Annotated in this window: 16 protein-coding genes; 5 read left to right on the plus strand and 11 right to left on the minus strand. The window is 46.8% G+C overall.

Annotation, left to right across the window (positions count from 1 at the left end; genetic code table 11):
* Positions 1-65 precede the first annotated feature (65 nt).
* From MC7420_RS23005 to hetZ, 9 genes are all read right to left on the minus strand, one after another.
* A complete protein-coding gene (locus tag MC7420_RS23005) occupies positions 66-1,166 on the minus strand; it encodes a Get3/ArsA fold putative tail anchor-mediating ATPase NosAFP (protein WP_006103376.1) in 1,101 nt (366 codons plus the stop codon).
* A 32-nt stretch (positions 1,167-1,198) separates the two neighbouring features.
* Entirely contained in the window at positions 1,199-1,393 is a 195-nt protein-coding gene (gene petP / locus MC7420_RS23010) for a cytochrome b6f subunit PetP (RefSeq protein ID WP_006103502.1), read from the minus strand.
* 138 nt (positions 1,394-1,531) lie between these two features.
* Positions 1,532-2,920 carry an argininosuccinate lyase gene (argH, locus tag MC7420_RS23015; RefSeq protein ID WP_006103501.1) on the minus strand — a complete coding sequence of 463 codons (1,389 nt, stop codon included), beginning with the start codon at positions 2,918-2,920 and terminating at the stop codon, positions 1,532-1,534.
* Between the two features lie 58 nt (positions 2,921-2,978).
* A complete protein-coding gene (locus MC7420_RS23020; protein WP_198016535.1) occupies positions 2,979-3,218 on the minus strand; it encodes a hypothetical protein in 240 nt (79 codons plus the stop codon).
* Positions 3,219-3,242: 24 nt separating this feature from the next.
* Complete coding sequence (locus tag MC7420_RS23025) at positions 3,243-4,700, minus strand: GAF domain-containing SpoIIE family protein phosphatase (protein WP_044209241.1); 1,458 nt, start codon at positions 4,698-4,700, stop codon at positions 3,243-3,245.
* Between the two features lie 758 nt (positions 4,701-5,458).
* Entirely contained in the window at positions 5,459-5,767 is a 309-nt protein-coding gene (locus tag MC7420_RS23030; RefSeq protein ID WP_006103327.1) for a P-II family nitrogen regulator, read from the minus strand.
* 88 nt (positions 5,768-5,855) lie between these two features.
* Entirely contained in the window at positions 5,856-8,171 is a 2,316-nt protein-coding gene (locus MC7420_RS23035) for a transglutaminase TgpA family protein (RefSeq protein WP_044209150.1), read from the minus strand.
* Between the two features lie 130 nt (positions 8,172-8,301).
* Complete coding sequence (locus MC7420_RS23040; protein WP_044209152.1) at positions 8,302-9,417, minus strand: hypothetical protein; 1,116 nt, start codon at positions 9,415-9,417, stop codon at positions 8,302-8,304.
* A complete protein-coding gene (gene hetZ / locus MC7420_RS23045; protein WP_044209153.1) occupies positions 9,410-10,573 on the minus strand; it encodes a heterocyst differentiation protein HetZ in 1,164 nt (387 codons plus the stop codon). The genes MC7420_RS23040 and hetZ overlap by 8 nt, the downstream gene beginning before the upstream one ends.
* 107 nt (positions 10,574-10,680) lie before the next feature.
* On the opposite strand from hetZ, the gene MC7420_RS23050 reads away from it, so the two are divergent.
* The 4 genes from MC7420_RS23050 to MC7420_RS23065 all read left to right on the plus strand — a co-directional run bounded on the left by MC7420_RS23050 (position 10,681) and on the right by MC7420_RS23065 (position 14,134).
* Complete coding sequence (locus MC7420_RS23050; protein WP_006103441.1) at positions 10,681-11,166, plus strand: hypothetical protein; 486 nt, start codon at positions 10,681-10,683, stop codon at positions 11,164-11,166.
* Between the two features lie 212 nt (positions 11,167-11,378).
* Positions 11,379-12,665, plus strand: coding sequence for a WD40 repeat domain-containing protein (locus MC7420_RS23055; RefSeq protein WP_006103382.1), 1,287 nt, complete (start codon positions 11,379-11,381; stop codon positions 12,663-12,665).
* Positions 12,666-13,055: 390 nt separating this feature from the next.
* Complete coding sequence (locus MC7420_RS23060) at positions 13,056-13,274, plus strand: hypothetical protein (RefSeq protein ID WP_006103512.1); 219 nt, start codon at positions 13,056-13,058, stop codon at positions 13,272-13,274.
* Between the two features lie 587 nt (positions 13,275-13,861).
* Complete coding sequence (locus MC7420_RS23065; protein ID WP_232231767.1) at positions 13,862-14,134, plus strand: hypothetical protein; 273 nt, start codon at positions 13,862-13,864, stop codon at positions 14,132-14,134.
* Here the strand turns inward: MC7420_RS23065 and MC7420_RS23070 are convergent.
* Positions 14,118-14,987, minus strand: a complete 870-nt coding sequence (locus MC7420_RS23070; protein ID WP_006103338.1) for a sugar kinase — start codon at positions 14,985-14,987, stop codon at positions 14,118-14,120. The genes MC7420_RS23065 and MC7420_RS23070 overlap by 17 nt on opposite strands.
* 105 nt (positions 14,988-15,092) lie before the next feature.
* Entirely contained in the window at positions 15,093-15,626 is a 534-nt protein-coding gene (locus MC7420_RS23075; RefSeq protein ID WP_006103372.1) for a hypothetical protein, read from the minus strand.
* Positions 15,627-15,979: 353 nt separating this feature from the next.
* On the opposite strand from MC7420_RS23075, the gene MC7420_RS23080 reads away from it, so the two are divergent.
* On the plus strand, positions 15,980-19,180 hold the full coding sequence (locus tag MC7420_RS23080) for a cyclic nucleotide-binding domain-containing protein (protein WP_006103400.1): 3,201 nt from the start codon (positions 15,980-15,982) through the stop codon (positions 19,178-19,180).
* Positions 19,181-19,208: the final 28 nt, after the last annotated feature.

Here is a 19,208-nt window from a genome sequence, read left to right on the forward strand (position 1 = left end):
GGTGCGTTACGCTCCGCTAACGCACCCTACGCCCACCCCGACAAATGACATAAGACAAATGACAATCAGAACGAAATAATTAAACGCTGATCTTGGAACTTCGCCCCTTTCACAGCTTGACCGCTTAATTGGGGCGGAAGCCAAATATTACGCCGCTGATCGCCCGCTTCAATTGTCACCTCTGGACCATATTGGGTGAGTTTCACCTGCTTTTTGTCGAAGCCCGGTAAAAATAAACTGACTTGACGATTCGCCACATCTATGGTAATAGCCTTGGGCGCTTGCATCGCTTGTTTAAAATCAGGTAAGGCATCCATCAACGGTTGCCAGTCAGCCACCTGAGATAACTGGGGCAAAGCGCTAACCGTTAACGGGGCAAAATCAGCGGCTAACGTATCCGTTGCTGGAATTTGGTTCAACAGAACCCCCCCCACCGTCAGATTAACCTGCTGGGCGCTTCCCCAGAAATACTTAGCCGTCGCTAAAGCCGCCGTATCTCCCGTAGTCACCAAATACGCCGCCACCCGATTCGGATCAGCCACAGCCGTTTTACCCTGTTCCAGCATTTGGCTAGTTTGCTGAGTCGGTTTATTGGCAAAATCGTCGGGTGTCCAGGTCACATTAAGAATGGCACTGGTAACGGGTTGGATAAATGGGGAAATCGCCTTACCCAGATCCGACTCGGTAAAGATTTGGCGAAAGCGGCGAAAATACCAACTGAGAATTTCTGGCATCCCCAGCATCCTCAATGTGGCTTGATCGCCGCTGCCATCATAGATGATCACATCATACTCACCACTGGCATCGTACTCGCGAATCGCATTCAAAGCTAAAGCACTATCCATCCCCGGTAAAATGCCCAATTCTTGACCATAGACATTTTTCAGGGTTGGCGATCGCAAATACTCCGCCTCTAGCTTTTTCACCTCATCCCAACTCCGTTCCAGGAGGAGGGTAGACTGAAGCTGAACCGCTTTCAGATTCGGTTCCACCTCCGTCGGATCAGCCCTGGGGAATGTTCCCAGTAACAGTCCAAACGCCGGGGTAGGATCTTGCCCGACTAAAAGGACACGCTGACCAAGATTTGCGAACTTTTTAGCCGCCGCGATCGCAATTGTAGTGCGACCGGTGCCGCCTTTGCCTAAAAAGGTGAGAATAAAAGCCATGATTTTGCTGGACGCTGCTGGGGAAGTCGTCACTAACTGACGGGTTTGAGTTCATCTTCAAAAAACCAGGTTGCCGTGCTGTCGTCAAATTCGACGATCGCACCGACACCGCTGCCATCTGTCATTTTAAAGTCTTTGACGATGCCAACTTTCCCTAGTTTATTCACGATATCGCCCGACACCCGGTCTCTGAGACGACAAACTTGAACTTTTTGACCAATCTCCATTATTGCTGCTATTACTTTTAATAGGATGAACCATTCCAAAGTGTACCGGAATCTGGGACGTTGGGTTAGATCTGGCGCTGACTTTTCGCAGCCGGTTAGTAGTCGGCACTTTAGTGCCATCCAGCGCTAAAGCGCTGACTACAAACTTACCATCCGCTCCTGAGCCTCCGCCAAGGCGCGTCGGACTTGCTCAAATCCTGTTCCCCCATAACTATTACGAGCAGAAACCACCTGATTGGGTGCGATCGCGTCGTAAATATCCTCCTCAAAGGCAGGATGGATTTCTTTCCACTCTAGTACAGTTAAGTCTTTCAGCAGTTTACCCGCCCCTAGACACGTTCTCACCACTTTACCCACCAAGTTATAGGCTTCTCGGAAGGGAACCCCTTTACTTGCCAAATAATCCGCCACATCGGTAGCGTTGGAGAAATCTTCCGCCACGGCTGAGGCGAGACGCGGAGGACAAAACTCTAGCCCCTCCCGTAACAGAATTGTCATGGCTTCCAGACATCCTTTAACCGTTTTCACGCTGTCAAATAATGCCTCTTTATCCTCCTGCAAATCCTTGTTATACGCCAAAGGCAATCCCTTCATCAGCACCAACATGGCTTGCAGATGCCCAAACACCCGTCCTGTTTTCCCTCGTACCAATTCCGGCACATCCGGGTTCTTCTTTTGCGGCATAATACTCGAACCTGTCGAGCAATTATCCTTGAGGGTAACAAAGCCAAATTCCTGAGACGCCCAGAGAATAATTTCCTCCGACAATCGGCTCAAGTGAACCATAATCAAACTCGCCGCCGTCAAAAATTCAATGGCAAAGTCGCGATCGCTCACCCCATCTAAACTATTACGATAAACATCGCCAAAGTCTAGCAGGGAGGCGCTGTAGTGCCGATCAATCGGGAATGTTGTCCCCGCTAGCGCCCCACACCCTAAAGGAGAAATATTTACCCGCTGGTAAATTTCCCCCAATCGTTGCCAATCCCGTTGCACCATTTCCCAATACGCCAGCAAATGATGGGCTAAACTCAACGGCTGGGCGCGTTGGAGATGGGTGTAGCCGGGGATAAGGGTTTCGACATGGGATTCAGCCAGAGTAAGCAAAACCCCTTGCATCTGTCGCAACTGAGTCCGAATTTGGCGAATTTGATCCCGCAAATAGAGGCGCGTATCTGTACCCACTTGGTCATTTCGCGATCGCGCCGTGTGTAGCTTTTTTCCCACATCGCCAACAAGTTCCGTGAGGCGTCGTTCCACGGCAAAATGAACGTCCTCAGCGTCAATACCGGGGTTAAATTTTCCCTGGCGGTATTCTGAACGAATTTGTTCTAACCCGTTCACCAGTTGTTCTGCTTCAGGGGCTGAAATAATGCCAGTGTGTGCCAGCATCTTCGCATGAGCCACCGAACCCGTCAGATCATACTCAATCAGCTCGATATCGAACCCAATACTGGCATTGAACTGTGCGATCGCCGGATGCAGTGCCGATTCAAATCGCTGACTCCACGTTGTTTGTTCCGTCACAATACCGATTCACCAATGACAAAGGACAAATGACAAAGGACAAAGGACAAAGGACAAATCACCCAAACGAACTCATCCCCCGAAAAATATAACCGATAACTAAACCAATCAAAAATGCCCAGACTTGACCCGATTCAATGAAATTATTGAACGCCTGTTGAATTTGACCCAAAATATCCGGCTCTTCAAATTGCTGGGCTAACACCAGTCCATCGGTTAGCCATGGACTCACCAAGTCAATCAAGGGATGAAGACCAGTTACAACAGACGTTAGAGCTTGCACTTCCACAAAAGCCATGGCGATGATTGCCTTTAAATTAGGTTACTCGGAAGATTTTACCTGCAACACGACCAAGGTCATATCATCTCCGTTACGGTTTTTCCCGCCCATAAACTCTCCCACCCGCTCAAATAGATAATCTAGGATGGGTTGAGAGCCTTGGCGATGTTCACACGCCCACCGAAAGGCTTCAATCAGATTTTCCTCATCAAAGCGATCGCCGTGTTGATTGGCGACATCAGTAAATCCATCCGTGTAATAGATAATCGTGTCTCCTACATCGAGTTGGATTTGATCATCTTCATACTGAGAATCTGCCTCTAAGCCAATCAACATCCCATCCGTATCCAGACGTTGGATGGAATGGCTGGACGCTTTCCATAAGAAAGGGGGGTTATGGGCAGCATTGCTATAGGACAAAATCCGGGTTTGAGGATCGTACTCCGAATAAAACAGGGTGACAAATCGATTGGAATTTTCCAAATCCGCATACATCACCCGATTCAAATGTTCCAGGATGCGGGCAGGGGTATGACGGTTGAGGACTTCTGCCCGAAGCATACCCCGCGTCATTGTCATAATCAAGCCCGCTGGCACGCCTTTGCCCATGACATCACCAATAACCACGCTCCAAGGTACAGAGGCTTTGTGAGCATCAATATGTTTATTGTCACAAGGCGGGATCGGACGAAGCTGATCATAATTGGTGGGAATAAAATCATAATAATCCCCACCGACTCGACTTGCCGTCTGACACCGAGCCGCCAGTTCAATTCCTTTAATCGAGGGACATTGACGGGGGAGGAGGCGTAATTGGATTTCCGCGCCAATTTCTAACTCTCGATCTAAGCGTTCTTTTTTGCGAAGTTCTACAGTCAGTTCATCATTCGCGATCGCGACGGCTGTTTGATCGGCTACCAAACGCACTAACTTCTGTCGAGTTGGCGTCCAGCTATAATTCAGGTCATCAGTAAACACATACAAACGCCCTCGTTCGACATTTTTAATTAAAATCGGTGTGCCAAATAACTGAATATCTGTGTCTAAATAGCGATTGACCTGATCGTCAAATGATGACCAAATGGCGTCCAACTGTTCTGGACTCATTGCCGATTTTCCATCCTCATTGCCTTGAGCCGCGATCGTCTGAGTTGCCCGTTCAAGTGCTGGACGCAAGGTTTGACACTCTTGATTATCTTGGCAATGCATCTGTTCTAGCCGGAGTTGACCATTTGGTTTTAACAAAACCAATGCGCCTCCCTCCGTATCGGTAACCCGTGCTGACATCAAGGGAATTAATTCTAAAAATTGATTCAAATTGTTGAAGCTGCGTAGGGCAAATCCCAGTGAGCTTAACAAATCTTGGATTTTATGTTGTTCTCGGTGTAGGCAAGCCACAAGTTCTTTCAGGGCGGAAACGGGTGTTCTGTCAGAAGCCGCGATATAGGGTGTGCCATTCGCTGAATTAGGGGGTTGGCTGGGGAAGGGGCGTGCTGTCATTACATCAGGGTTTGGGAGCATCACTTTTTACTAAAGATATAGTCCAATCGGAGGTAGTCTCTACACTTATGGTCTTCAAGTAGCTATTGAAACACTTTTGACCATCCATGCTTCCATAAGTAAGTTGCAAACGTCCGGACAGTCTTCTTGCAGGCATGAATAGGACAATATAAAAAGCGTGGGAAAATCCCGATGACATCCTATCTTAACGCTGTTGGTCTTTGGCGCTGTATTGAAGTCTGTTCCGGTTATTGTATAAGTATTTGACTGATTTTAGGTGTCAATCATAGCGCCAATTGAATATTCTGCCAACGTCTATCTGGGGGATTAGTTAAACTCTGTCTTGTTTTTGGTCTTCAATCAAGCCTCCAAAATCACGATTAGCACTTCAGGAATTCCCCATTTTTTCTATCGATTGGAAAATAAAAGGTACATTTACCCTTTTCTTCGACCAGGATAATAGAGCAACCGCTGATATCGGACAAAACCGATAATAATTTAGTAGGGACGTTCCGCCAGAACGTCCCTACCACAGTTTACTTGTCCTAAGTTATGGTTTGATCTACTTACTGTACTTCATGACAGCGCGAAGCGCTGTAAAGGTGCATCAGGTGCAAGGTTTTGAAACCCATAAGCTAGAAATCCTGGCATTTTTAAAGGATGTGTAAGCAGAATTTGCCTGAGACAGGGAGGTGAAACTGTTCCCTGTTCCCTGTTCCCTGTTCCCTCCCCTCACCATAAAACTTATCCAGCAGCCCCTAATTATTCAACACTTCTACCTCATGACGGAAGGCAATTAAGGCATGACTATTCTCCATTTCAGTTAAGGCTTGGAAAATATCGTCAGAGACTTCTGCGGAGACAACGCTTTTCATCTCAATATTGGTGTTATAGCCGACAATATCTCCCATGCGCCTGCCATGACCCCCTTCACCAAGGACATCGTTGATGGTAAATCCCGTTACCCCTTTGCTTTTGAGCAGTTTGATTAAACGATCTTTGAGTACGGATTCACTGATAATCGTGATTAAGACAGCGGGTTTGACGGGAATGGCTTCAGTAGACATAAGAAACTCCTAAAATATTTGTTTAGGGAAAGATAACAGGCAAAGAATAACTCAATTCCTGTACCAATTCGAGATTTTCCGGAAAAGTTCACCGTCTCAGACTTCTGTTTGACAATCGGGCAGTCGTTTTAATCCACTGCCGCAGTCGCTGTCGCAGTTCATCGATATTCGGCGTTTGTTTACCATAACGCCAGCGTACATAAGCTTGAGAAATATCATCAATCACGGTGGCTGATTCAGAGGATTGCTGCTGACGCATGACCTTAGCATATTCTAACGGCGTCTGGGCGGGGTGCTTAATATATCCTCTCGCTTTCAAAACCTTTAACATTTGCTGGTACAGCCGTTCCATGGGCGGTAATTTCCCTAACCAGCGACGGTAACGCCAGGTTTGCCACTGTACCCAGCTTAACCAACCGACGAACCCCAGCGCGATCGCGAAAATTAATCCGCCAAACAATCCCATCCAACCACTGGAGAAGATCACCCACAGTCGCACAATCAGCCGCAGCAGCGAACCCACCACCAGATTCCACAATTCCCCGATAAAATTACTGACGGGTGAGGGAAGCCATCCAGCAACCCACTGCCAAAACTGACGCAGCACGCTAAAGGTTGCCGTATCTTCCACACTTTGGGGAACTATTTCATGTCCGGGAATGGGGTCAAAGGCAAACCAGCCATAGTTGGGGAAATAGACCTCAGTCATGGCGTAAGCATCGGTATTTTTGACCACATATAAGCCAGTGAAGGGATTAAATTGACCTGTACCAAATCCTACGACTAACCGCGCCGGAATCCCAATCGAACGCAGCATGATGGTTAAGGTGGTGGAAAAGTGATCTGGATACCCGCCTTCATAGTTAAACAGAAACGCTTCAACTAAATCCTCGTCTTCTTGTAAATAGGGAAGTCCAAAGGGATTATCGGGAATTCGATACCGTTGTTTCAGGGCTTGAGCCAAATATAGTGCCTTCTCGTAGGATGAGGTGAGGGGGTTGGAGGAGGTGGCTAAAAGTTGTTCGGTTTTTTCACGCACCTTATCGGCAATTTCTGGCGGAACATCAAGATAGTATTTTTGGATGTTGTCGGGATAAGTTTCCGGGGCTTGTTGGAGTCGGGTGCGATCGCGCACGGGTACTTCAGATACTACCGTATAGGTTAATCCTTCCAGTAAAGCTAGAGGCGATCGCAAACTGCCTTCTGTATCAATAGCTACTTCCCTGGTGGGAAAATAAAGGCTTTTCGGATAACTCAGTGCCGGAATAATATTCGGCAGTTCCGATACGGCGGTATAACTTTGAATCACCCTTTTCGTCCGACCCAAATTAAAGCTGGTAGGATAGAGTGCAAATCGATAAGACCAAGGCGGACGAGTCACATCCAGCACCTGATCTTCGCGAGACAATTCCCATCCTTGACCGGTATACTGGTCAAACGCCTGCACCCGCCAAAATCCAGGGGCTTGGGAACGCACCCGCAAGACGACTTTTGGCTTTAAAGCACCTCGGAGATTCTGGTTAATTTGGTTGCCAAAACCATAGTAAAACGTTTCATCCATTTCACCCGCACCCTGACTGGGAGAGGTTCCCTCACCACCAGAACCTTCCCCTTCACCCTCACTCACGTATCCGGGATTATTCACGTTTCCAGTATCCCCATCTAGATCATCCCAATCCAATGGCGCACTCACCGGAAAGGTTTGCAGTTGATAACCGGGAAATCGAGGCATTAGGGCGAAAATCCCTAACCCCAGGGCGATAACTACTAACAAAAAAATACTTAACCGTCGTAGTGACAGCGGCGAAGAACGTTTAGCTTTTTTCCTAGACGTTTTCCGTTTTGGTGATAAACCGATGCGGGATTGGTAATCGAGGATGAGTGTGGGTAACGCGATCGCTAAAAATATTAACAGTAGCGGTGCAAACGCTAAGGTTTGGCTCAGGGTTCCTGCTACCCCCAGCAAAATCAGCCCGATTACCATCGAATAGCCTAAATCCTTGCGCCGGGGCAAGTCAAAGCTGTGGAGGACTTGTACTTGAATCAATAATTCTGCGAGAACGAGGCGGGTATCATTGAGGCTGGCTAATAAATTATTAAAGAATACCCCCATAGCGATTAGCATCCCAATCGCCAAAAAAAACTTAACCGCAATGTTGCGATGGCGGCGACGATACCAACTCCAGGTTGCTCCCAGGATAGAGAGGGGTACAGCCCAGACACTCATCTGGGTTTCAGCAGCAATATCGGTGGCGATAATTCCCACAATCACTAGCCCCTGGACTAGGACTCGTAATCCGATCGAGTCTTCGGTTTGAGGCAGTGGCATTGCGCCAAGACGCTGCCACACCTGATTTAGACCAGGTAGACGCCGGATTCGCTGCATCCCTGAAGGGTTCGACATAACAATTGACTCTCTTGTGTGCGAGATGGCTGTTAGGTTAAATTCACGGGTTCAATCTATTGTATCTAAGTCCACAGTCGGGAGTGAGAGAAGCTCCCAAGTCTAACAGCTAGCACTTAACCCTTACCCCTTACATTGTTGGGTAAATCGCAAAAACCAAGGGGTTTTGGTCTGAGTCTTGGAACCGAATTTCCAGGGGATAGGTTTGATTCGGCGGCAAATCAAAGGCTTCAACACTCACATAGCCGGGATAAGTGCGCTCTGATACGGCTGAACCTTCAGGTGTACGCAAGGTCAAACTGCCACTTTCGGGTAGATTGCTGATCACCCGCAGGGTGGGAACACCTTCTTGGATCTGGTACTCTGCCTGGACGGTGATCACGCCGACAGAGGTTTGCCATTGGCGTTCAACCGAAGGCTGGTTGGGTGAAAGGGATACCGTCAACGTGCTAATAATTTCTTTAGCCGCTAACAATGCCAGAATCATTTGTTGCTCTGGAGTTGCCTCGTCATAGGATGGAGATGGAAGTTCCTTGAGCAACAGTTGTAGTTGTTCAGGGTCACGACCCGATCCCGAAGACAACAGTACCATTTGCGCTTGATTATTCAGCAACTGGAATTGGGCGGGGAATAAGTTTTCCACAGCCTTGACCATTTTTCGCCCCAATTGATAGGGGGAATAGACTGACTCCGAACAAGCGTTAAATAGGGTGACTAAAACGTTTTCCGGGATGGGGACAGGTAGCGGTAGGTTCAAGAGTTGGGGTGTCCAGACTTGAACCGATGGAACCCCAGTCGAGGCTACGCTGTCTGAGATATCAGGTTCGTATTCATGAATATTCGTCTCCCAGGGGAATAAGGGGGGATGACGCTCAATTTCTACTTGCAGTTTGCGCTTAATTAGCGCCTCAAAACGATTTTGCACGATCGGCATATCTCCCAAGTTGTAGGGGCGGGTTGTACCGCCCGGTTCAATGTCCTCACGAGTAGGAATGTCTTCTGAACCCACTCGCGTGTGGTCATTAGCGGTGTCGCCAGTTATAGTGGGTGCAATGTTCACGTCTTCAACATCCAGTGGATCTAACTCATCAAATTGAAAATTTGCTGCTTCTAGCTCATCGATAGGGTTTAACCCGTCGGGTTGCCCATGGACTGATGGTGTAGCAGCAGGAACGGACTCTTGTAGCAGCCAAGCCATTAAGCGGCTGTATAGGGTGTCCGAGTTATTGTTTATGTCACTATTCATCTTCAGATGCACCTGATCCGGATACTGAACGATTGCGAATATCCCAGGCAATTTCCAGCAATTTAAACCATCGCTTGTCAACCTGAGTCACTGTACAACTTAGGGCTTGGGCTATTTCTTGGGTGGAATGACCCTGCTGCTTGTGGTGCAGCAATTCCCGCTGTTGGGGATCAATTTTATTCTGAAATAGCTGCCACTGGTGGGGGGTTAACCCCAGATTTTTCTCTAAATCGGCTTCTAGCCATTGATGAACAAGTTCCCAACGGTGAGAAAGGGCAAACCGAATTAAATGATACTTAAATCGTTGCTGTAAGTAATCCCTCTGACGGGGGGTTAATCCTAATATCTCCTCAATTTCGCTGGTCGGCAAGTCTTGTAGACGCAGGGTGAAGTAGTCGGCACAATCGTGTTGTTGCCGTTCTTCGAGATAGGCGAACAATTCCTCAACCACCTTATCCCGCAGGTTCGCTTCTAAGGGTTCAGGTTCAGACGCCACCATCACCTCTCGCACCTGCTGAATCGCGGCATCGTTCCAGGTATTTTCTGAATCGGGAGTACCCCCTTCGGCGGCGGTATCCATGTCTACCGAGGTTTCGGGGGGTTGCTGTTGAGAAAAGGTTTGCGCCCGCAAGATCAGCAGTTGCTGGGATCGCCGTCCGGGTAAAGGAATACGGCGCTTGGCATACCGTTCGGTAAACGCCATGTACTCCGACAACTCCAGAAGCGATCGCGGACGATAATTCTCGTCAATGGATGTCTCACGCCGAAATGCATTTAAGGATTCGACATAAAATCCCTGTAAGAAATCTTCAATCAGGGTAACCCGGGCTTGATAGCTCGCGGGGGTTTGAGACGGGGTAATATAGCGGTAGACGATCGCACTCAACGTACTCTGAAGGTCGATTCGTCCCCGGTGAGATCCAAGGCGGTAATACTTTAAGACTTGTTTGAGACGATGGTTGGCTAGGGTCTTTGCCCAGCTTTCAATATCTCCAGACGTCTTAATTCGATGGCTTTCATTACAAATTCGAGTGACTTCATTTGCTAAACGCGCTGCTACATCCCGGCAGTTCTGCTCGGATGCAGTCGTAGACTGCCGGAGTTCGTTAAATAGCAGTTGAAAAATAGCCTCCACGCCCTGGCAGACTTCCCTCATGATGTTCATTCTTTCACAAAGACCCTAACACACATATCAACAACCGTTTTAATCTGGGTTTAGACTCATACATAGCAGTAAGAGGTACTCGAAAAGAGGATCGCTCGATGGATTTAACCCAACAAATTCAAGCTCTGATTGACAATGCCCCGGCTGACGGGACGACGCCGAAAATGGTTGAGGCGATTGCCCCTGTCCTAACCACGCTTGCCAGTCAGTTACACCACTCGGACTATCATATTCTCCAAACCCTAGATCAAGGTTGGGTGGTAACGACCCTGAGTAATCGTGCCCAGCCTGAGGTCGAAAAAAATGTTGTCTATGCTTTTCCTACACTCAAAGACGCGGCTGATTTTCAATCCAATTGGGACCCTCAAATCATCGCGATGCCCGTGCCAGTCACTCACATTTTGTTCCAGATGTTAGCCCTTGACACGGTAAATAGCACCGTTTTCTTTGATACACCTGGTAATTTAACAGCCGGAACCGAGGTGCGTCGAGAGGATCTGCAACGCTTGGTTCAAACTCAGCTCCAGCATACTCAATCAGCACCTCGGTCATATCCTAGCAACCTCCCTCCAGACATTGCTTAATTTAAACTAACCTACAGCCGCTAAAATTCTAGAGACTTGAGGGGAGAGCGATCGACTCGCCCGCCAATTCGGTGCTGGAGGTTTCTCTAACTTTAAGCTTTTGGTCAGCTTTGGCGCTGTTATTTCTCCTGAAAACCCTGGCTTTTCTATTGTAAGCGGTTATAGTCGTTATCCAGTGTCAACGCCTGTAATTTATATCACAGAGGATAACCATGTCTGAATGTCCTGTTTGTCAAACCCAATATATCCCAGGTAATGTGCATCGTTGCTCTGTCTGTGGGTGGGATTTGACCCCCTATCCACCTGCCTTGGCGCAGTCTGTACCCTCAGAATTTTGGCAGCAGCAGTCCGTTCAATTAGATTGGGCGAGACAGATGTGGGCGAAATGGTCATTTTCCCAAGGGGTTTGGCAAACCCTTTCTCCCCTGAAAGAACAGTTAGCCCAGATTGAACAGCAGCTTCAGCAGGCACAACAGGAACGGCAGGATTTACAGGAGCAACTCCAACAACTGCTGCCGCAACTGGATCAGCCCTTACCCACACTAAACACCGAAAGTCATCAAGAGTCAACACCATTACCTCCCCTAGAGGTCGCCGTTTTAAATTATGAATTAATTGAACATCAATTCACGCTCAATGATTTTTCTGACTCGGTATTATCGGTTGCCATTAGTCCAGACGGCGAAACCTTAGTTAGCGGCGGTTATGACAATATGATTAAAGTGTGGAATCTCCAAACTAGGGAGATCATTCACACACTTGCCGGACATACCGACTCCGTTGTTTCTGTTGCCATTAGTCCGGATGGTAAAACCTTAGTCAGTGGCAGTGCTGATAATACTCTGAAAATGTGGAACTTAAACACTGGCACAGAAATAATGACGGCTGATGAACATTTGGACTCAGTGTTATCGGTAGCGATTAGCCCAAATCGTAAAACCGTAGCCAGTGCCAGTTCTGACGGTACCATTAAGCTGTGGGATTTGATCACCGGCTATGAGATCCGCACCTTATTTGGTCATAAAGACGCCGTATTGTCAGTGGCGATTAGTCCAGATGGACAGAATCTAGTCAGTGGCAGTTCTGATGATACGATTAAAGTTTGGAATCTGAAAACGGGGAAAGAAATCCGCACCTTAACTGGGCATAGAAATTCAGTGTTGTCGGTGGCAATTAATCCCGATGGACAAACAGTCGTGAGTGGGGGATATGACGATACAATTAAAGTTTGGAATCTGAAAACCGGGGAAGAAATCCGCACAATTACAGGTCATGAAGATTCCGTCTTATCGGTTGCTGTCAGTCCAGCGGGACAAATGTTAGTTAGTGGCAGTTCTGATAATACGGTTAAGGTTTGGCATCTGAAAACAGGCGAAGAAATCCACACTTTAAGGGGTCATTCTAGCTCGGTTATTTCCGTGGCGTTGAGCCGAGATGGTAAAACAATCGCCAGTTGCAGTTCTGATAAAACGATCAAGGTTTGGCACGTTTTGAGCTGATGTCTTATGTCTTATGTCTTATGTCTTATGTCATTGGTAAGGGTCTAACTTTACCTAACGTAATATCGTTCAGTTTATTCTCACCATGACTGAAGAAGCGTTTTAGTCCATTTTAATGGACTTAAGCTATTAGCCCGGAGTTTGAACTCCGGGCGGATGTCGGGATTGACTGAAAAATCTAAAATTCTCTACAAAATTGATTTAGTAAATCTTATAATTGTCAGAATACTCTAACAACTATCTCATTATAACAAGCTGACTTGTATCACTGTTCAATAAGACTTGAATCACATTTCAAGTTGAACGATATCACAGACGTTTCTGTCTAGCATCACGGTATTCCTTGACCAGATTATTTATACTAGGTAATGTTGAGTTCTGACTTGTCCTATGCAAGTCCCCGTTAAACTTTTACCCGGCGCGATCGCCGATTTATTTGCCCAAGTTAGTATGTGTGGGAAAATTACTCTGGCAGACCGATATGGACTCATGGCAGCTTTATTGGAGGATAGTCTTACCGAAGAAGAAAGAAATTCCATCGATAGGTTACTCCATGCAATCTGTCGTGGACGTATGCAGATCGTCAATGAACTTTCAAAAATTTCGTGATAGTCCTTACTCTCACTTAATTGTCTAACTAAGATACATATCTTAGAAAATTTTAAATGGTTCCCCTCACCCGTGGAGACGTTTCTTAATGTTAAGGAACGTCTCTTAATTTAGGGCTTGCTGCACAAAGCCAAAACCGCAAAGCCCATCAATACTTTGAGCTTTATTGACAGAGGGTTAGATTCAAGGAAATCGGGTAGTATTCTTTAAATGTATGGCATCACCTTGCTCAGGAAAAATGTACCCTTGCTCCCCCAGCTTCCCCAGCTTCCCCCGCTTCCCCCGCTCCCCCTCACCACAACACTTATTCATCAGCTCCTAATTTATAGGTTCCTGTTGCCAGTCAAGCTGGATTTTATCTTACAGTTACCCTTGAAAAGTTTGTGATCTATCTCACTCAATTAAACAAATTTTAATCACAAAGTTATAGCATTTTGGTTACACTAAAATCCGAACGTAGTCACGTTACTAAGGAGACTTGAATTACCTTAATATTTGATGATTATCACTAATCAGATAAAATGTCAATCACTTTAAAACGAGAGTAACTATCTCATAGTATAAGGGTTGAATTTATGCGGAGTAACATGAAACTTCAAGTCCAACTTATACCGGGTGCGATCGCGGATTTATTTGCTCAAGTCAGTTGTTCAGGCAAAATTACACTAGCTGATCGATATGGACTCATGGCAGCCATCTTAGAAGACTCGATCACACAGGAAGAGAGAGAATCCATTGATAGACTGCTGCGGGCGTTTCGCAAGGGACGAATGCAAATGGTTAATGAGATTTCAGCACAGCCGTGTTGTTCTTGTTCAGAGTCACCTTTACAAATCGCTAACTTCACGCTGAACCATTAGACGCCATCCACTGGCGAGTGCCAAAAAATTGACAAGAATGGGCAGCAACGTTTGCTGAAGCGGCTAGGGCATCAGTAAAGGTATGCTTAAGGATAGAGTGACAGAATGCCCCATGAAAAACATCACCAGCTCCCAATGTATCAACCGCATCAACACAAGGTACTGATAATTGACCCGATGTTCCACTGGAGAAATACTCAATTGGTTTTTCCCCATGGGTAATTGCAATGTGGGGAATTCCAGCGGCGCGAAGATAAGCGATCGCGTCTTGGTGAGTATCACAATCTGGGGGATAAAAATTCGCCGAGCAAACGGCATAATTGACGAAGGGCAAAAGATTTTCTAATCCAGGTTTCCAACTCCCCCCATCGAGGACAACTGGAATCTGACGGGATTTTGCCGATTGCGCGATCGCACGACTCACTTCCATTTGATGACCATCAATCATCACAATCGTAATATCTTGGTCAATATCCGGCGGTACTTGCTCAACCCCTGCTTGAATCTTCGCTGCATTAATCGAAACCACCGCGCGATCGCCCGTCTCTTGGGTGACAATAATTGAAGAAATCGGTGGAGGATTGGTTGCTGTCGGATCTAAATCCGCAATAGTTACCCCCTGATCTTGCAAATCGGAACGGATCAGGGGTGTGATCGGGTGAGTTCCCACTACCCCTAAGATTGTCGCGCGATCGCCTAAATAACTAAACGTAACCGCCGCGTTTGTCGCTGGACCCCCAGCCGCCACGGTATAGTCAGAAGCGGCAATTTTTTCATTTTGACCAGGTAGCTTAGGGCTAAGGTAAACCAGATCTAATGTTACCATGCCAACAAAAAGCCCATTGTTTGCCATTGACTATCTTTTGAGAACTATCGAGTAACCAGATAATCATAAGACTTGACTCGATATCGCATCAATCTGATCTTCCTCATCTCCCTCATCTTCCTAATTTCCCATTCACGGAATTCGTTGCACAGGTAAACCCGCAGGTCCCAAACCCTCAAATATCAAGACCTCACAAGAGGGTAGCCCTGAAGTCGTATAATCACAAGTATAGGTAGCTAAGGGTTCGGCTCGGTCATTGAAGACTCTGACATTGTAGTTATAGTCTCTAGCAACCGTTCCGAAATGATTAATAAAGCTGTATCGTTCTAAATAGTTGAGCAGTGTCCAAGGTTGACGGCTAACCACCAAATCAACCCGTTGTTTATCTTGGTAAGCGAGCCAGTTCACGAGCAGTTTACCGCCAAATTCATCAAACTGCTCTTCTGCCCACCAAAGGCTAGGAATTGTAATGTTTTGCTGGGATATTGTATTTGCTGTAACTATGTTGGGGGGTAGGATAGTATCGGGTTCTAAGAATTCTGTTTCTAGAGGAACTAAGGACGGTATTGGTGCAGAATTGCGTTGAGCCGTTGCTGTTGGTGTAATCAACAGAAGTGAAGAAATCCCGATGAAACAAATTTTAAATAGCCCTAATTGACTGAACATAGCTTTGATACTATTCACAGAACCTTATGTTTGTAGTTACGCTGTCTTCGCTAGAAACTTAAGTCGAATGCCACTGACTGGTATGCTGGTGGGCTCTTGCGAAGTCGTGGGTTGAGCGAAGTCGAAACCCACCCTACGGTATATCAAAGGTTTCGGCGATTCCCTAATGCTTTTGACACTCACCCGCGTTTTAACCGGGTGATTCTTGAGCTGATTCTGCCTCTGGTTATCCGCTTCAACAATTGAATTGGGTAAGCAGCGTTTGTTTCCCTAATTATGTTACGTTATGTAAAACTAGATCAAATCCTGACGAGACTTAACTGGATAATGCAATATTCTTAACCCGAACACCCATGCTAAGTCAATTTATTGAGCAACGTTGTGGTCTTTCGATTTGGAAAGTACAACGGCTGGCTCATTTATTATTTCTGGGGGTGACGATTCTCACCTATAACATTTTGGCGATGACGATCGCCAATTCCCTGTTTCTGAGTCATGCGGGTTCAGAGAATCTGCCCCTGTTTTATGTGCTGATTGGGTTAGTCTCGATGCCCGCTTATGCGGTGTTTTCCCAAGTGATTGACCGTTTTAGTCGTCCCCAGCTTTTCCGCTATATGTTGGTTTTTGCCATCGCTATGGCGCTGGGAATGCGACTGTTGATCACTTTGGATACATTATGGGTCTATTATCTTATCTTTATCGCTATTTTCTTCCAATGGGATTTGTATAACAATATCTTATTGCCCAACCTGTTAATGGATTATTTCACAGCGTTGGAGTACAAGCGTTATGCGCCATTTATGGGGATGGCTCAGGCGGTGGGTATCCTGTTGGGCGGCGGTTTGACCAGTTTGCTGTCCCAGTTTTTCACCACGGAAGATATGCTGCTGAGTTTGCCGTTTGTCTGTGCGGTGGCGATCGCGCAACTGATTTATCTGGAACGCTCTCAACGGCGCATCGAGACAAATCGGAGTCAAACCCCGGTAAACCTGGTGGAAGCGTTAAGGACGTTTCCTGATTTAGTCAAGCGCTACCCAATTATCCTATTTTTGGCGAGTAGCAGCTTTCTGTTAGTGATTATCTATATTACGTCAGAGTTTGAATATTTAAGCATTTATGCCCAAACCTTCACCAATGACAGAGAATTAACCAGTTTTCTGGGATTGCTGAGAGTGGCGAATAGTATCCTACAGATGGTGATTCTCTACTGTTTCACTCGCCCTCTGTTGCAACGATTAGGCGTGGGGCGGATGAATCTGGTTTATCCGGTGACAACCTTAGCCAGTTTACTGGGATTGGCGTTTAACTTTAATTTAAAAGCGGCGATCGCGGCGAATGTGAATAGTGATGGATTGTATAAAGGGATTAACTTACCCGTCCATCAATTAAACTATAATGCCGTACCTCCAGAATTTATGGGGCGAGTGCGATCGCTCAGTGATGGTTTATTTTATGCGATCGGGTTGACCTTGGCTGGGGGGCTGTTGTGGGTTGTTCAATCCTTTCTCACCCTAGAGCAAATTATCTGGATTGGCATTAGTTTAACGGTGCTATTGCTGATGGTACGCTTGTTTATGGGCAATAGCTATGTCCAATGCTTAGAAGTTATGTTACGCTCCGATGCGGTGAATCTGGATGAAATTGGTGAGGGATTGATGCAATTACCACTCCAATCTAGTCCGATGATCCATGATTTGCTCACCAGTGATGAACGGTACACGCAAATTAAAGGCTTAGAATTAGCCGCAGGTTTGGGACAACCGAGTCAATTTTTCGCCGATGTGCAGCCCCTGTTACCGGAAACCGATCCGGGTATCCGGCGCGGGATTGTCAAGCTGTTTAGCCATAAATCAGATTTAGATACCATCCATCAGTTTGAACGGCTGTTAGACGCCCCAAATCCCCAGGTGCGAGCCACGGCGTTAGAGGTGTTAATTGCCAATCAGCAGCCCTTGGAACAGGAGCAACTCCGCTCTCGCTTGGGGGATATCAGTCAGGAAGTTAGCCTCTTAGCTTCAGTCGCAGCAACTCAAATGGGAGTGATTAATAATCCCCAAATTCAAACCACCTGCGAACAGTTATGGCAATCGGATTTAGAGAGTACCACAGGACAGGCAATTGTGCGGGTGGTGTCTTGTAGTGGGAATCCAGACTTAATTCCCCTCCTGAAACAGATTCTCACCCATGCTACCTCTGAGGTGAAACGGGGGGGACTAGAAACCTTGGCAACCTTGGCGCATCCGGGGGATTGGGAACTGGCGGAATTGGCTGTCTCGGAATTAGAACACCCTGATCCGTTGGTACGGGCGGCGGCGTTTAATTTGTTGGGGATTACGCGCTGTAAAGGGATGTTGCGCTATGTGGCAATTGGTTTAGGCGATCCTCATCCCCAAGTGCGCCGTTGTGCGGCGGTGGCGCTGGCGATGTATGGTGAACCGGGATTGACGTTAGCCCAAGATAGTTTATCCTCGTCTAATCCAGATATTGTCAATGCGGCGATCGCTGCAATTGGTCAAGTGCGGACGAAACAGGCGAGTGATATTCTGTTCGAGTATCTGAGTCCAGATTTTCAGCAGGTAACACACAGCCGTCAATGGCAACAACAGATTCCCCCGAATAATCCCAGTTGGCAACCTCTGGCAATTGCGATCGCGGATTATCATCAACGGCTGATTCAGCGTGTTTTGTATATTCTCTCCTGTCTGGGTCATTCCCGTACTGTTAATGTGGTGCAACGGCTGCTCTATTCCACAGATTCTAGGGATTTAGCGAATGCGATTGAAACCTTGGCGTCGCTGAGTCATCGCCGCTTTGTGCTTCCCCTGATGCCTGTTTTGGAACAATTGATTAGTGATGATCAACCTGGAACTCGGATTCGGGTTAATTCTCAGTGGATGCGAACCAAGGGATATCAGCTACTCCTCGAAGCCCTAGAATCGCGCGATCGCTGGATTAAGATTGGTGCGTTGATTGCCTTAGCCGGGGTGCCTTCTGCTTTAATGAAAGATCCAGACCCTTTAGTTAAAGCCGTTGTCCAGCAAATTTTCCAGCCCCTTGATCAGCAGCCGTCACTCAAGGATTTCTTTATGAGTCGTCTACTTTTACTCAAAAATGTTGCTCTGTTCAAAAATTTATCCCTCGATGAACTGCTTCTGATCGACCAAACCCTAGAACAAGAGCATGTTCTGGCGGGTGAAACCATTTATACTGAAGGGAGTTGGGGCAACCACTTCTATATTATTGGGGAAGGAAGTGTCCGTTTGGTCAAGGATATGGACGAGGTGCAATGTGATCTGAAATACTTATCAGCAGGGCAGCATTTTGGGGAGGTGACGTTATTTGATAATGCGCCGCACTGGGATGGTGCGATCGCGGTGAAGGATTGTACCTTGCTCAAGTTAGAGAAAAACCGTTTTATTAGTTTGATTACCCAACGTCCTCATATTGTATTAGAGATTTGTCGATTTTTGAGTCAGCGCCTGCGAGAAACGGATAAGTATCGGCTGGCTAGAAAATTACCCTCATCGTTCGAGGTTCCTGTAGAAAGCCGATAATGATCAACGGCGATCGGGCTATACAGGG

This window comes from Coleofasciculus chthonoplastes PCC 7420 (assembly GCF_000155555.1).
In the GTDB taxonomy this organism is placed as follows: domain Bacteria; phylum Cyanobacteriota; class Cyanobacteriia; order Cyanobacteriales; family Coleofasciculaceae; genus Coleofasciculus; species Coleofasciculus chthonoplastes_A.